Origin of the sequence: Halomonas binhaiensis, from assembly GCF_008329985.2 — a bacterium.
Classification (GTDB): Bacteria; Pseudomonadota; Gammaproteobacteria; order Pseudomonadales; family Halomonadaceae; genus Halomonas; species Halomonas binhaiensis.
Map to the genome: position 1 here is coordinate 1,365,836 of NZ_CP038437.2, position 14,645 is coordinate 1,380,480.

At 57.8% G+C, this 14,645-nt stretch carries 9 protein-coding genes; 7 read left to right on the top strand and 2 right to left on the bottom strand.

Features of this window, described 5'->3' with window-relative positions:
• Window positions 1-61: 61 nt before the first annotated feature.
• Window positions 62-700 (top strand): outer membrane lipoprotein periplasmic chaperone LolA, encoded by a 639-nt coding sequence (gene lolA, locus E4T21_RS05915; protein ID WP_149284139.1) that lies wholly within the window; start codon window positions 62-64, stop codon window positions 698-700.
• A 138-nt stretch (window positions 701-838) separates the two neighbouring features.
• Here the strand turns inward: lolA and E4T21_RS05920 are convergent, their stop codons facing one another.
• Window positions 839-2,176: a replication-associated recombination protein A gene (locus tag E4T21_RS05920; protein WP_149284140.1), complete on the bottom strand. Its 1,338-nt coding sequence runs from the start codon at window positions 2,174-2,176 to the stop codon at window positions 839-841.
• A 273-nt stretch (window positions 2,177-2,449) separates the two neighbouring features.
• On the opposite strand from E4T21_RS05920, the gene E4T21_RS05925 reads away from it, so the two are divergent.
• The 4 genes from E4T21_RS05925 to E4T21_RS05940 all read left to right on the top strand — a co-directional run bounded on the left by E4T21_RS05925 (window position 2,450) and on the right by E4T21_RS05940 (window position 10,329).
• The gene (locus E4T21_RS05925) at window positions 2,450-2,998 is read left to right on the top strand and encodes a hemerythrin domain-containing protein (protein WP_149287064.1); all 549 of its coding nucleotides are present in this window, start codon (window positions 2,450-2,452) and stop codon (window positions 2,996-2,998) included.
• 308 nt (window positions 2,999-3,306) lie between these two features.
• Complete coding sequence (murI, locus tag E4T21_RS05930; protein ID WP_149284141.1) at window positions 3,307-4,113, top strand: glutamate racemase; 807 nt, start codon at window positions 3,307-3,309, stop codon at window positions 4,111-4,113.
• A 53-nt stretch (window positions 4,114-4,166) separates the two neighbouring features.
• Complete coding sequence (gene trmA / locus E4T21_RS05935; protein ID WP_149284142.1) at window positions 4,167-5,270, top strand: tRNA (uridine(54)-C5)-methyltransferase TrmA; 1,104 nt, start codon at window positions 4,167-4,169, stop codon at window positions 5,268-5,270.
• 220 nt (window positions 5,271-5,490) lie between these two features.
• The gene (locus E4T21_RS05940) at window positions 5,491-10,329 is read left to right on the top strand and encodes an NAD-glutamate dehydrogenase (RefSeq protein ID WP_149284143.1); all 4,839 of its coding nucleotides are present in this window, start codon (window positions 5,491-5,493) and stop codon (window positions 10,327-10,329) included.
• Between the two features lie 199 nt (window positions 10,330-10,528).
• Here the strand turns inward: E4T21_RS05940 and E4T21_RS05945 are convergent, their stop codons facing one another.
• Window positions 10,529-11,374: an IclR family transcriptional regulator gene (locus tag E4T21_RS05945; RefSeq protein ID WP_149284144.1), complete on the bottom strand. Its 846-nt coding sequence runs from the start codon at window positions 11,372-11,374 to the stop codon at window positions 10,529-10,531.
• A 261-nt stretch (window positions 11,375-11,635) separates the two neighbouring features.
• Here E4T21_RS05945 and xsc point away from each other — a divergent pair, with 261 nt between their 5' ends.
• Window positions 11,636-13,459: a sulfoacetaldehyde acetyltransferase gene (xsc, locus tag E4T21_RS05950; RefSeq protein ID WP_240349304.1), complete on the top strand. Its 1,824-nt coding sequence runs from the start codon at window positions 11,636-11,638 to the stop codon at window positions 13,457-13,459.
• Between the two features lie 164 nt (window positions 13,460-13,623).
• Entirely contained in the window at window positions 13,624-14,640 is a 1,017-nt protein-coding gene (gene pta / locus E4T21_RS05955) for a phosphate acetyltransferase (RefSeq protein ID WP_149284145.1), read from the top strand.
• Window positions 14,641-14,645: the final 5 nt, after the last annotated feature.

The following is a 14,645-nucleotide window of genomic DNA, read 5'->3' on the forward strand; positions in this document are numbered from 1 at the left end:
CAGACAGCGCGTCACACAGACATTTACGTGTGGCATCACCAGGATCATCAAGGAGAAGCCCATGACCCTGAGACGTACTTTGACTTTGAGCCTCGCCGCCATGGCGGTGGCCTTGCTGGTTCCCGTTACTGCTCTGGCGGATGGCGCCGAACGCCTGACTCGCATGCTCCAGCCGCTCAATACTTATTCGGCGGATTTTGACCAGCAGATTCTGGATGGCAGTGGTCAACGCCTGCAGCATGCCCAAGGCCACATGTGGTTGTCCCGCCCAGGCAAGTTCCGCTGGGAGGTTGATGCACCCTATGAGCAGGTGGTGGTTTCCGATGGCAACGAAGTGACTCTGTATGATCCTGACCTGCAACAGGCGACGGTTCAACCGCTGGACCAGCGTGTGACGCATACACCAGCTCTGCTGCTCTCTGGTAGTGCGAGCGATCTGGTGGAGAACTATGAGGTATCCAGCAGCCAGCAGGGCGTGAACGAGACCTTTACGCTGGTGCCCAAGGCGGCAGACACCCTGTTTGAAGAGCTCAAGCTGACATTCCGCAGCGAGCGTCTGGGTTTCCTGCAGATGACTGACAGCACCGGTCAGCGTACGGCGATCGAGTTCAAGAACGTCGAGCAGAATGCTTCCATGGATAGCGACCGCTTCCGTCTGGAGCTGCCGTCCGATACGGATATCATTCGTCAGTCGCCCTGAATGGTCGACGCCTGGAATCACCATGTTCGCTACAGGTGAACAGGCCAGAGAGAAATGAAGAATGCCTCCCAGTGATACTGGGAGGCATTCTTTTTGGCAACTCAGAAAGTAAAGACCCCGCAGCTGACGCTCAACGGGTCATGGAATATCATCGGCCTGCTCATCAAGCTGGGCACGCCAGCTCATGATGCGCGCAAAGCGCTCTTCCTGGCCATATTGGGTAGGCTGATAGAAGCGTTGCGTGGCGATGCCATCGGGCCAGCAGTCGTGGCTGCTGCCAGCAGGATAGGCATTAGGCTCGTTATGTGCATAACGATAACCGTCGCCATGGCCGAGGGATTCCATCAGCTTGGTCGGGGCGTTGCGCAAGTAGATCGGAACTTCCAGGCTTGGTTGACTGGCAACGAACTGCTGGGCGTGCTTCCAGGCCTGGTCGATGGCATTGCTCTTGGGGGCCACCGCGAGATGAATGGCCGCATGAGCAATGGCTCTTTGGCCTTCGTAATCCCCTAGGCGTAGATAAGCGTCCCAGGCAGCCATGACCAGGGGTAATGCTCGGGGGTCGGCATTACCCACGTCCTCAGAGGCAATGGCGCTGAGCCGTCGGATGACGTCAAGAGGATCGCCTCCCCCCTGAATGAAGCGGGCGATATACAGCAGCGCAGCATCCGGGCGGGATGAGCGTATCGATTTGTGAATGGCCGACAGAAGGTCGTAATAATGGTCACCCTGCTTGTCGAAAGCACTGGTCGTGTGGCCGATGACATTTTCCAGAGCTTGCCGTGGAAGACGTTCTGCATTGCCTTCCGCCTGAGTGAAGTCACAGGCAGTTTCCAGCAATCCCAAGGCGCGTCGGGCATCACCGGCTGCCGCGCGAGCCAGAATCGACAATACTTCCTCGTCAACGAGAATCTGGCGCTGACCGAGGCCACGCTCGGGATCGGCAAGCGCTTGACGCATCACTTCGATCAACTCGCTTTCATCGAGTGACTTGAGAACATGCACCCTGGCCCGGGACAGCAGGGCAGAGTTGACCTCGAAGGATGGGTTCTCGGTTGTCGCGCCAATCAGGGTGAGCAGGCCGGATTCCACATGGGGTAGCAGAGCATCCTGCTGGCTCTTGTTAAGACGATGGATCTCATCAAGGAACAGCACAGTAGGCTGGCTCTGGGCCTGGGCGGCTCTGGCCCGTTCCACTACCTCGCGAATATCCTTGACCCCCGCCATCACGGCAGACAGGTGTTCCAGGCGGGCATGCGAGGCACTGGCAAGAATCTCGGCCAGTGTGGTCTTGCCGACGCCAGGAGGTCCCCACAGGATCATCGAGCGTACGAAGCCTTCCTCGACCATGCGGCGAAGCGGCTTGCCAGGGCCGACCAGTGCCTGCTGGCCAAGGTAGTCATCCAGGCTCCTTGGGCGCATGCGCCATGCCAGAGGAGCGTTGGCATCCTGGTGAGCCTGTTCAAACAAATCCATCACGCTCTCCTGCAAGTACCGGGTGAATCGCGACAGCTCCAAAGCTGGGCGGGCTTGTAAGATAAAGATTACTTTCCCTGCGGCAAATAACGACAGGCAGAATTCTCGATTTACGTCTAGGGTGATACATTCCGGGCTCCGGCTTATGCTGGAAAAAACTTTATCTGATGGCTATAAACGACAGGAGGAGCCGGAACCCGACTCGCGAAGGCAGGTCTAATCCTAGAGTACCTTCCGCCCTGTTACGCGCCAGAGGAGGTTTCCGCCATGCCCATGCTGAAACAACTGCGCCAGGATCATGCCAATATGGCACGCATACTGCACGTTCTTCAGCTCAAGCAGAAGACCCTCGCCAGAGGAGAGCGTCCTAATTTCCAGCTGATCAGGGAAGTGGTGGACTACATTCTGGACTACATGGCTGGTTTTACGCTGCCGCTTGAAGAGATCTGCACCGAACGACTCAGGAGCGTCGCCCCTGAAAGCGAGGCGGTGACTGCACAACTGTCAGGGGACTATCGCAAGCTCAAGGCCCGTCTGTCTCGACTCTCTCGGGATATCGACATGATTCTGATGGATGTCGCTATTCCAATGGACAAGTTTGCCGAGGATCTGCACGACTATCTCGATAGCCACCGCACCTATCTGCGCGACGAGCGCGAACAGCTATTCCCTCTGATCGACAACCACTTCACCGACGAGGATCTTGAACGACTGGCATCGGCACTGCCGCCCAAGGCTGCTTCTGAGCTTGAACGCTTGCAGGCTGCCTATCCCGAACTTTACGCAGAACTACGAGAAGAGCCCGATAGCATATCGGCTTAAGGGTTCGAGTAGGGTAGAATGGCGCCGCCCCGTTTGTCGGAACACTTTCAGCGGCACCATTCATGATTTGCCACCTTTTCTTTAGACCCGTTGTCCCGAGTTTTCATAGCGTATCGTCCTGCCCTGACGGGTGGGACGATACGCTATTGCTGCGTTGTGACATGGCTCACCGCATCACTCATCACCACCCAGCTCGATACCGCTCACTGCCAAGATGTGCGCTTCAAGGGCGCACTCTTCAAGGACGCCTTCAGAGACGCACTGCAGAGACGCATTGCAGGGACGCACTGCAGGAAATAGGAGCGTAGATGACAGGGCCGGTATTGGTTTTCGACTCAGGCGTTGGCGGGCTGTCGGTAGTGGCGGCGTTACGTCAGCGTATGCCGGGCGTGTCACTGGCCTATTGTTGCGACAACGCCATGTTGCCCTATGGCATACGGGAAGATATCTGGCTGGTGGAGCGTATCCTGGCGGTATGCTCTGCAGCGGTCGAGGCCAGTGGGGCGGGAACATTGGTGGTCGCTTGCAATACTGCCAGCACGCTGGCTCTGGATGCCTTGCGAGCGCATCTACGGATTCCGGTAGTGGGAACGGTACCCGCCATCAAGCCAGCCGCCCGGGAAAGCCGGAGCGGACACCTGGCCCTGTTGGCCACCAGTGCGACCGTGGCGCGTTCCTATACCCAACGCCTGATTGATGATTTTGCCCCTGGCTGTCAAGTCATGCGCATTGCTGCAGATCCTCTGGTCACTCAGGCTGAGCGCTGGATTCTGGGGTGCTCTCCTGATCAGAACGTATTGCGTCAGGCGTTGATCCCTCTACAGCAAGACCGCCAGATTGACACGATCGTACTAGGTTGCACGCATTTCCCTCTATTGCGCGATCTTCTGGCCAAGGCAGCCGAGGAGCACCTGGGGCGAGAGTTCGCCTGGATCGATTCCGGTGATGCCATTGCCCGACGCACTGCCCAGGTGGCGGGTACACCGGAGTTGAGTGATGCACCTGGCCTGGTGCTGGTTACGGCACTCGAGCCAGAAAGAATACCTGCCATGGCTCAAGGTTTTGCCTCCTTTGGCTTCAACTCCCCGACATTGCTGTCAATTCCTCGCGCCTGAATACACGAACCTGCATTCCCGTTCATTATTTACCTTCTTCTACAGGAGCCGCCGTGGCCATTCCCGTTGTCGATCCTGAGCGCTATGACGAGCAACTCGCTGCCAAGCGTGATCGCCTGGAAACCCAGTTCGCTCGATTCTCCGTACCTGAGCTGGAAGTCTATCCTTCACCGCCTAGCCACTATCGTCAGCGTTGTGAGTTCCGTCTTTGGCATGAGGGCGACGACCTTTACTACGTGATGTTCGAAAACGACCCGGAAGACTCGAGTCGAAAGGTACCTGTGCGGGTCGACCAGTTTGCGGTGGCCAGCCAGCGTATCAATGCATTGATGCCCGCTCTGCTTGATGCCATTCGCGATAATCCCGTACTGCGCCGCAAGCTGTTCCAGGTCGAGTTTCTCACGACGCTAAGCGGCGAGGCATTGGTGACGCTGGTCTATCACCGCCCGCTGGATGAGGACTGGGAACGGGATGCTCGCGAGCTGGAGGCAATGCTTGATGTCATGATCATTGGTCGGTCACGCAAGCAGCGTATCGTGCTGACCCGCGATCATGTATGGGAGCAATTGGAGGTCGACGGCCGAGCCCTGCATTACCAGCAGGTGGAGAACAGTTTTACCCAACCCAACGCACGTATCTGCATGTCCATGTTGAGTTGGGCCCAGGATGTCACGACAGGTAGCCAGGAACGTGACCTGGTCGAGCTGTATTGTGGCAATGGCAACTTCACCATCGCCCTGGCGGACAACTTTCGTCGGGTCCTGGCCACAGAAATTTCGCGTACCTCAGTGTCCAGTGCGCGACTGAACATCGAGCGCAACGGTACTGACAACGTGCATGTCGCCCGTATGTCAGCAGAAGACTTCTCTGCTGCCCTGAAAGGTGACAAGAAAGGGCGACGGGTGGACGAGATGGACCTGGAAAGCTATGACTTCTCTACAGTGTTGGTCGATCCACCACGGGCAGGGCTGGATACAGCGAGTTGTGCGCAGATAAGTGGGTATGAGCGCATTGTCTATGTGTCGTGCAATCCGGATACCCTGGCCGAGAATCTCGATCAGTTGACCAAGACGCACCAGGTGATGCGCTTTGCTCTGTTCGATCAGTTCCCCTTCACCGATCACTGCGAGTGCGGGGTACTGCTGCAACGCCGCTGAGCCAGGCGTGAGGATGTGTTTCAGCAGTATGTCAAGCCCCGATGCACAACCGACATACAGCATGAGAAGGCAGGCATGTCGGTAGGGAAGGAGAGAGGATTGGCGTAAGCTGAGCCCACGTCACCATGGGCCGCCTCTAGCAAGGGAGCGGCTTGTTTCATGGGCACCGTATTTCCCAGGCCACACTACCGAGGGGTGGCCACTGCCAGCTGAGGTCAGGATGCAACATACCGCACAGGATGACAGTCGCGAGGATCTGCTCAAGCAGCTTGAGGAACGGCTCACGGCCGGCCTTGACGAGAATAAAGTAGAGCGTGTCATCGCCTTTGCTCGTCTCTTCTACGCCAATGCGCCAGTCGAGGACATGGTTGACCGGCGCTTCGATGATTTCTACGGCGCCACTCTATCGCTGTGGCATTTTCTGCAGCAGTTCGATCCCAGCGCTCCCAAGGTTCGCGTGCTGAATCCCGAGTTCGAAGAGCATGGCTGGCAGTCCAATCATACCTTCGTTGCTGTACTGCATGAGGATATGCCGTTCCTGGTCGACTCGGTGCGTATCGAGCTCAACCGCCGTGGCATGACCGTACATGCGATTCATAACGCCGTACTGACAGTGGAGCGTGACCGTCATCATCGCGTCAGCGGACTATCCTCTGCCAAGAATAGCGAGCCTGGACATCGTGAGTCCCTGATTGCCATCGAAGTGGACCGACACTCCGATCCTGAGGAACTGGCCAGCATCGAACAGAGCCTGCAGGATGCGCTGCAGGAAGTGCGTACTGCCGTGGCCGACTTCGCTCCCATGAGAGCGAAGGTCACCGAAGCATTGGATGAGTTGAAAGCCTCGCGTCCGAAGCAGATCGATGCGGCCAACCATAAGGAAGCTGTGGCATTCCTGGAATGGATGCAGGATGAGCACTTCACCTTCCTGGGGTATGACGAGTTCGAGGTGACGGGGCAGGCCGGTAGCCAGCAGCTCAAGCAGACCGAAGGCAGTGAACTGGGTTTGTTCCGTCTGCAGGATTCTCCGTATCGGCAGCGCATTCGTACCGACCAGGGCGTCGAGGATGGCAAGTTCGTGCTGGTGCCCGAACTGGTGTCTTTCGCCAAGAGTTCGCAACACTCTCGTGTGCATCGCCCGGCATACATGGACCAGATCACCATCGATCGCTATGACGCCAAGGGCAATGTGGTCGGCGAGCGCCGCTTCCTGGGCCTGTTCGACTCCAGCGTCTACCACGAGTCTCCACAGCATGTTCCTATCCTGCGGCGCAAGCTCCAGGCGGTCATGGACATCGCTGGCTTCGATCCCAAGGGCCACACCGGCAAGCAGCTGTTGCATAACCTGGAAGTTTATCCACGTGATGATCTGTTTCTGATCGATACCGATGAATTGACCCAGACGGCGCTGGGCATCGTCGATATTCGTGAACGCCGCAAGGTCCGCCTGTTCATCCGCGAAGAACTTTTCGGTCGCTTCTATTCTGTGCTGGTGTTCGTACCTCGGGATGTGTTCTCCACGGAGCTGCGTGTCCGCCTGCAGGAATTCCTGTGCGAGGAGCTGGATGCCACTTTCGGTGACTTCAACACCTACTTGTCGGAGTCGGTGCTGGCGCGCATTCAGTTCATCCTGCGCTTCAATGGCGATGCACCAGTGGAGTACGATCTCAAGGCGCTGGAGGCCAAGCTGACACGGATGGCGCGTAACTGGCGCGATGATCTGCTCAATGCCGCCATCGATAGCTATGGTGAGGAGCAGGCCAATAATCTCATGCAGCGTTTCCGCGATGCCTTCCCGGCCAGCTATCGCGAGGACTTCAACGCGCGCACCGCCGTCTATGACCTGCAGCACATTGGCGAGCTGGATGAGGGCAATACGCTGGCCCTGTCGCTGTATCGCCTGATCGAAGAAGAAGGCAGTGGCGTCAATCTCAAGCTGTTTCACAAGGGCGCACGCATCCCGCTGTCTGACGTGTTGCCGATGATGGAAAACCTGGGCCTGCGAGTGCTGGGAGAGCGTCCCTACGATCTGCATGCCACGGATGCCGGGTACTGGGTCCATGACTTCGACCTGGAGCACCATACCGCGACCGAGGTCAACCTGCAGGAGATGCGAGCGCCTTTCATCGAGGCTTTCCAGCGCATCTGGGCCGGTGAGGCAGATAATGATCGTTTCAACCGCCTGATTATCGGTGCCAACCTGGATTGGCGTGAAGTCGCGATGCTGCGTGCCTATGCACGCTATCTCAAGCAGATTCGCTTTGGTATCTCCCAGGACTTCATTGCCAATGCACTGGCCAGCTATCCGCATATCACCCGCGAGTTGGTCACCCTGTTCGAGTTGCGCTTCGACCCGGAAGAGCGACCGGCCGAAGGTGAGGTCGATGCTTGCCTCGAACGCATCAACGGCATGCTCGATGAGGTGGCCAGCCTCAACGATGACCGCCTGCTGCGTCGTTATGTGGAACTGATCCAGGCTACACTGCGTACCAACTATTACCAGCGCACCGCGGATGGCGCCATCAAGGACTACATGTCCTTCAAGCTGGAGCCTTCCAAGATCACCGGAATGCCCAAGCCGCGCCCCATGTTCGAGATCTTCGTCTGCTCTCCTAGGGTCGAAGGTGTACACCTGCGTGGCGGCAAGGTGGCTCGCGGAGGCTTGCGCTGGTCGGATCGTCACGAGGACTTCCGCACAGAGGTGCTGGGGCTGGTCAAGGCTCAGCAGGTCAAGAACTCGGTCATCGTGCCGGTAGGGGCCAAGGGCGGTTTCGTCTGCAAGCGCATGCCGGAAGGAGCTGATCGTGAGACGGTGCAGAAGGAAGGCATCGCCTGCTACCAGACATTCATTCGCGCCCTGCTCGATGTCACTGACAATCTGGTCGCTGGTGATGTGGTGCCGCCCAGGGATGTCGTGCGTCACGATGAGGATGATCCCTACCTGGTGGTGGCAGCGGACAAGGGCACAGCGACCTTCTCCGATATTGCCAATGCCATCTCCATCGAGTATGGCCATTGGCTGGGTGATGCCTTCGCCTCAGGTGGTGCCAATGGCTATGACCACAAGAAGATGGGAATTACCGCCAAAGGGGCCTGGGAGTCGGTCAAGCGCCATTTCCGCAGCCTCGGCGTGAACACCCAGAAGGATGAGTTCACCGTGGTGGGTGTCGGTGACATGGGGGGGGATGTGTTCGGTAATGGCATGTTGCTGTCCAAGACCATCCGCCTGGTGGCAGCCTTCAACCACCTGCATATCTTCATTGACCCGAACCCGGATGCGGCAGCGACTTTCAAGGAACGTCAGCGCATGTTCGAGCTGCCGCGCTCGACCTGGGAAGACTTCGACAAGTCACTGATTTCTGAAGGTGGTGGCGTGTTCTCTCGTGCCGCCAAGTGGATTCCCATCTCTGCTCAGATAAAGGAACGCTTTGGCATCAGCGAGGACCGCCTGGCGCCCAATGACCTGATTCAGGCACTGTTGCGTTCACAGGTCGATCTGTTGTGGAACGGTGGCATCGGCACTTACGTCAAGAGCAGTGCAGAAACCGATGCCGATGTGGGTGACAAGGCCAATGATGCCCTGCGCATCAATGGTTGCGAGCTGAACTGCCGCGTAGTGGGTGAGGGTGGCAACCTGGGCTTGACCCAGCGTGGACGCATGGAAGCTGCGGCCAAGGGTGTCCGGGTCAATACCGATTTCATCGACAATGCGGCTGGCGTCAACTGCTCCGACCATGAGGTCAACATCAAGATCCTCATCGATGAAGTCGTGGCCAACGGTGACATGACCGACAAGCAGCGCAACAAGCTGCTGGCGGAAATGACCGATGAAGTCAGTGAACTGGTGCTGATCAGCAACTATCGCCAGAGCCAGTCTCTGGACTTGTCCGAGCTGCTGTCCCATCAGGGAATCGGTCCGTATCGTCGTTTCATCAGTGAGCTGGAAGCCGCAGGCCAGATCGACCGGGAGCTGGAGTTCCTGCCTTCGGATGAGGACCTCCAGGAGCGCGCAGCCAACGATCAAGGAATGACTCTGCCCGAGCTGTCAGTGCTGATCAGCTATGCCAAGAGCGCGCTCAAGGGTGACTTGATCGCCTCTGATGTGCCTGATGACACGATTGTGGCGCAGCATGTCGAACGAGGCTTCCCCAAGGTGCTGCTCGAGCGCTACCACGACCAAGTCTACAACCATCGCCTGAAACGCGAGATCGTATCGACTCAGCTGGCCAATGATCTGGTCGATCATATGGGTATCGTGTTTGTACGTCGCCTGGTGGATTCCACTGGTGTCGGGCGTGCCGATGTTGCACGTGCCTACGTGATCGCTCGCGAGTGCTTCCAGTTGCCGCGTCTGTGGGATCAGATCGAAGCGCTGGACAACAAGGTGCCGACCGGTATCCAGTACTCCATGATGCTGGACCTGATGCGCATGATTCGTCGCGCTACCCGCTGGTTCCTGCGTCTGCGTTCTGCCATGTCGGCAGCGGATTGCATTGCCTATTTCGCACCACGTATTGCCCAATTGCAGGAAAAGGTCGGCCAGCACCTGCGTGGTGAAGAGCAGGAGGCCTGGGAAGCCCGTCGTCAGGAACTGGTGGCTGCCGGTGTACCTGAAGCGCTGGCATCCGCGGTTGCCGCTGCCGGTAGCTTGTATGCTGCACTCGGTATCATCCAGACGGCTCGTCAGGTCGATGAGAAGCCACAGAAGGTTGCCGAGGTGTACTACGAAATCGGTGCTCGCCTGGAATTGCCCTGGATGATTCAGCAGGTGACGGCGTTGCCGGTCAAGGATGGTTGGCAGTCCCAGGCGCGTGAAGCGTATCGTGATGACATCGAGCGACAGCAGATGGCACTCACTGCAAGCGTGTTGCAGATGGAAGGTGGTGCTCGCGAAACGTCGGCACGCGTCGACCAGTGGATAACCAACCACTCCAGCATGCATGAGCGCTGGTGCCGCCTGGTCAATGAAGTCAATGGTGGTACTCCGGCCAGCTTCCCGCTGTTTGCCGTGGCGGTGCGTGAATTGGTCGATCTGGCAGAAAGCAGTCGTGAAGCATGACGCTGCCAGACTGGCCGCAAGGCATCACGTCGTGATGCACATATGATGTGAGTTGCAGTGAGTGCGAATTGCAATGCAGTACGGATTGCGAGGCAGTACGGATTGCAATATCGAAAGGGGCGCCATATGGCGCCCCTTGTCGTAGGTCTGTGCGTTTTCAGGTCGGATCGAATCACGCCCGCATGCAGGTGGGCCGACCCTAGCCTCCCAGCTGTTGAATCTCCTGCTTGTCGATCTCCAGGTCATCCATACTGTCTGGCACGGCCCCCTGGTTGATTTGGGCGATAGCGGCGGCGGCACGCTCCAGTACAGGCAGGCATTCCAGTGCTCGTTGCCGATCCATACGCATGATCGGAGCCTGAATCGCCAGGCCGACATTGGATACACCGCTGGGGTTGGGAGCTAGCACGGCGATACACAACAGTCCGGGAAGAAACTCTTCGTCATCGAAGGCGTAGCCTTGCTGCCTGACCTGCTCAATCTCGATTTCGAGGGCCTTGATATCCGTAATGGTATTGCGGGTAAAGGAGGACAAAGGCACTTCTGCCAGCAGGCGGCGACGCTGGGCCGGGCTCATCTGGGCCAGGAATAGCTTACCGCTGGCAGAGCAGTGCGCCGGTACCCGAGAGCCTGGGTGCAGATAGAAACGCAGGGGGGCGGATGTCTCGACACGATCGAGATAGAGAACCTCTGCACCTGCCAAAGCCGTGATGTTGCAGCTCTCTCCGACTTCCCTTACCAACTCCGCAAGAACCGCGTGGCGGGCTCCCTGAACGGTATCGTTGAGCAGGAGCGTTTCTGCCAACCGGCGCAGTCGGGTGCCTTTGCTGTAGTGGCGATTGTCGGCTTCGCGCTGGAGCATCCCGGAGTTTTCCAGTTGCTGAAGCATGCGATGCAGCGTTGGCTTGGGCATGCCCGTTTCGTCGACGAGGCTCTGCAACGTGAAGTACTGATCCTTTTCAGCAATGACTTCAAGCAGAGCCAGCAACCGCTGGGCCGGTGTGTCTCCTTCGATGCTTCGGGCATCCAAACGCGATGTGGTCATGGTGGTGTCCTCCCTGAATCCAGAGTCTATCCGTTTCTGAAAAGAAATCAATTTGTACCGTTTTTCGAAATTTATGTTGACGGCCATGTATGGCTAGTCTAATTTTTGACCATGTTTCTAATAACGAGACATTTAGTACCGAAAAATGGTTTTTGCAGAGTGGCAGGAAGCACCTGCAGCCTTGCATTCACGAAGAATCTTTAGACGAGCTTCCGGATGAACCTTTCACAAGGCGTCCATGGAGGCGTTCCTGGAGGAGCTATGAACCACAACCACAATAACGGCGACAATCGCCAGGTCGTTCAAGGCAAGCAGAAGATGACACCCTCTGAAGCCTTTGTTGAAACCCTTGTCGCCAATGGTGTCACCGACATGTTCGGCATCATGGGATCTGCATTCATGGATGCCATGGATATCTTTGCTCCTGCTGGCATTCGTCTGATTCCCGTGGTCCACGAGCAAGGCGCGGCACATATGGCCGATGGTTATGCCCGTGTATCAGGACGCCATGGGGTGGTGATCGGTCAGAACGGACCAGGTATTTCCAACTGCGTGACCGGCATTGCTGCTGCCTACTGGGCGCATAGTCCGGTGGTGATGATTACGCCTGAGACCGGTACCACCGGCATTGGCCTGGGCGGGTTCCAGGAATGCAATCAGCTGCCGATGTTCCAGGAGTTCACCAAGTATCAGGGCCATGTGACCAACCCGGTACGCATGGCCGAGTTCACCGGCCGCTGCTTCGATCGCGCCATGTCCGAGATCGGGCCTACGCAGCTGAATATTCCGCGCGACTATTTCTATGGCGAAATCGAGGCAGAGATTCCCGAGCCTCGTCGTGTCGACCGTGGCCCGGGCGGCGCCCAGTCCCTGGATGAAGCTGCGGCACTGCTGGCCGAAGCCAAGTTTCCCGTCATTGTTTCTGGTGGTGGCGTGGTCATGGCCGATGGCGTCGAGGAGTGCAAGGCGCTGGCTGAGCGACTGGGGGCACCTGTGGTCAACAGCTACCAGCACAATGACTCCTTCCCGGCGAGTCATCCTCAGTGGTGTGGCCCGCTGGGGTACCAGGGCTCCAAGGCTGGCATGAAGCTGATTTCTCAAGCAGATGTTGTGTTGGCGCTGGGCACACGACTGGGACCCTTCGGCACCTTGCCGCAGCACGGCATGGACTACTGGCCGAAGGAGGCCAAGATCATCCAGGTCGACGCTGACCACAAGATGCTGGGGTTGGTGAAGAAGATCTCCGTAGGTATCTGCGGTGATGCCAAGGCAGCGGCCATCGAACTGTCCAGGCGCCTCGAGGACAGAACACTGGCCTGCGATGCGACCAAGGATGAGCGCCTGGCCAGAATCAAGGCAGAGAAGGATGCCTGGGAGAGGGAACTGGATGAATGGACCCACGAACGTGACCCATTCAGCCTCGACGCCATCGAGGAGGCCAAGGAAGAAACGCCATTCTCCGGTGGCCAGTATCTGCATCCACGCCAGGTGCTGCGTGAGCTGGAGAAAGCCATGCCAGAGGATGTGATGGTGTCGACCGACATCGGCAACATCAATTCTGTGGCGCATAGCTACCTGCGCTTCGAAAAGCCTCGCAGCTTCTTTGCCCCCATGAGCTTTGGTAACTGTGGCTATGCATTGCCCACCATCATTGGCGCCAAAGCAGCGGCTCCGCATCGTCCGGCCATTGCCTATGCCGGCGACGGTGCCTGGGGCATGAGCATGATGGAAACCATGACCGCGGTGCGTCACGAGATTCCGGTGACGGCGGTGGTCTTCCACAATCGTCAGTGGGGAGCCGAGAAGAAGAACCAGGTCGACTTCTACAACCGGCGCTTCGTTGCGGGGGAACTGGACAACCAGAGCTTCGCCGAGATTGGTCGTGCCATGGGGGCAGAAGGCATCACCGTGGATCGTCTCGAGGATGTGGGGCCGGCACTGAAGAAAGCCGTGGACATGCAGATGAATGAAGGCAAGACCACCATCATCGAAATCATGTGTACTCGTGAGCTGGGCGATCCCTTCCGTCGCGATGCGCTCAAGAAGCCGGTGCGTCTGCTGGAAAAATACCAGGACTACGTCTGAACCATGGGAATGACCCTGCGTTGATATTGCCCCGGCTCTGTGCCGGGGCTTTGTCTGCAGGATAGGTCTTGTACGAAAGTAGCCGTGCTGGCCGGCTTTTCGTACACAGCCTGAGGCAATTGCCTTGAGGGCCCTGACATGAAGACAAGCCGGAGCGAACAACAATGAAGGCACTGAACCATATTCGTGACATGGCAAGGGCTGCGCCACGCCGGATTGTACTGTGTGAAGGCGAAGATCGCCGGGTGTTGGAAGCCGCCGTGCGAGCAACGCAGGAAGGCTATGCAGAGATCCTGCTGGTGGGAGACAGCGAGCGCATCAAGGCCCGAGCAGAAGAAGAGCACCTTGAACTAGGTGCTGTCTCGCTGATCGATCCACGTGTCTCGCAATATACCGAAACATTGGCTGAGCACCTGTTCCAGTTGCGCGAAGCCAAGGGCATGAGTCGGGAACAGGCGCGCGCGAGCGTGCTGGAACCACTGATATTCGCCAACCTGATGGTCAGTACTGGGCTGGCGGATGGTAGTGTTGCCGGCGCAGTGAACACCACGGCTGATGTGGTGAGAGCCGCCATTCAACTGATTGGCAAGGCGCCGGGGGTGACCCTGGTGTCGAGCTTCTTCCTGATGATGCTGTGCAAGCCATTTCATAATCTCAAGGGCGGGATGATCTTCTCGGACTGTGGGCTGGTGGTGGATCCGAATGCCGATGAACTGGCACAGATCGCCATGGCGGCTGCCGACAGTGCCGAAGCCTTGCTTGATGAGCCGGCAAGAGTCGCGATGCTGTCATTCTCGACCAGTGGCAGTGCCCGGCATGCCTCTGTGGATAAAGTGATCCAGGCAGCCCGCAAGGTGAAGGGGTTGCGCCCACAACTGGCCATCGATGAAGACGTACAACTGGATGCCGCGATTGTCGCCGAGGTAGCGCAACGCAAGTTACCTGATTCCAAGGTCAAGGGGCAGGCCAATGTGCTGGTCTTCCCTGAACTCGAGGCAGGCAACATCGGCTACAAGCTGGCAGAGCGCATTGGCGGAGCAGAAGCGATCGGGCCGCTGTTGCAAGGGTTGGCCAAGCCGGCCAATGACCTGTCTCGGGGATGCAGCGTGGAGGACATCATCAATGTCATTGCCGTGACCACTGTCCAGGCACAGCGACAGTCACCATTGGCCACGGAGTGAGGTAA

Excerpts from the sequence above, each read along its gene's own strand:
- lolA (WP_149284139.1), top strand. The coding sequence starts at position 62 with ATGACCCTGAGACGTACTTTGACTTTGAGCCTCGCCGCCATGGCGGTG.
- E4T21_RS05920 (WP_149284140.1), bottom strand. The coding sequence starts at position 2,176 with ATGGATTTGTTTGAACAGGCTCACCAGGATGCCAACGCTCCTCTGGCA.
- E4T21_RS05925 (WP_149287064.1), top strand. The coding sequence starts at position 2,450 with ATGCTGAAACAACTGCGCCAGGATCATGCCAATATGGCACGCATACTG.
- murI (WP_149284141.1), top strand. The coding sequence starts at position 3,307 with ATGACAGGGCCGGTATTGGTTTTCGACTCAGGCGTTGGCGGGCTGTCG.
- E4T21_RS05940 (WP_149284143.1), top strand. The coding sequence starts at position 5,491 with ATGCAACATACCGCACAGGATGACAGTCGCGAGGATCTGCTCAAGCAG.
- E4T21_RS05945 (WP_149284144.1), bottom strand. The coding sequence starts at position 11,374 with ATGACCACATCGCGTTTGGATGCCCGAAGCATCGAAGGAGACACACCG.
- xsc (WP_240349304.1), top strand. The coding sequence starts at position 11,636 with ATGAACCACAACCACAATAACGGCGACAATCGCCAGGTCGTTCAAGGC.
- pta (WP_149284145.1), top strand. The coding sequence starts at position 13,624 with ATGAAGGCACTGAACCATATTCGTGACATGGCAAGGGCTGCGCCACGC.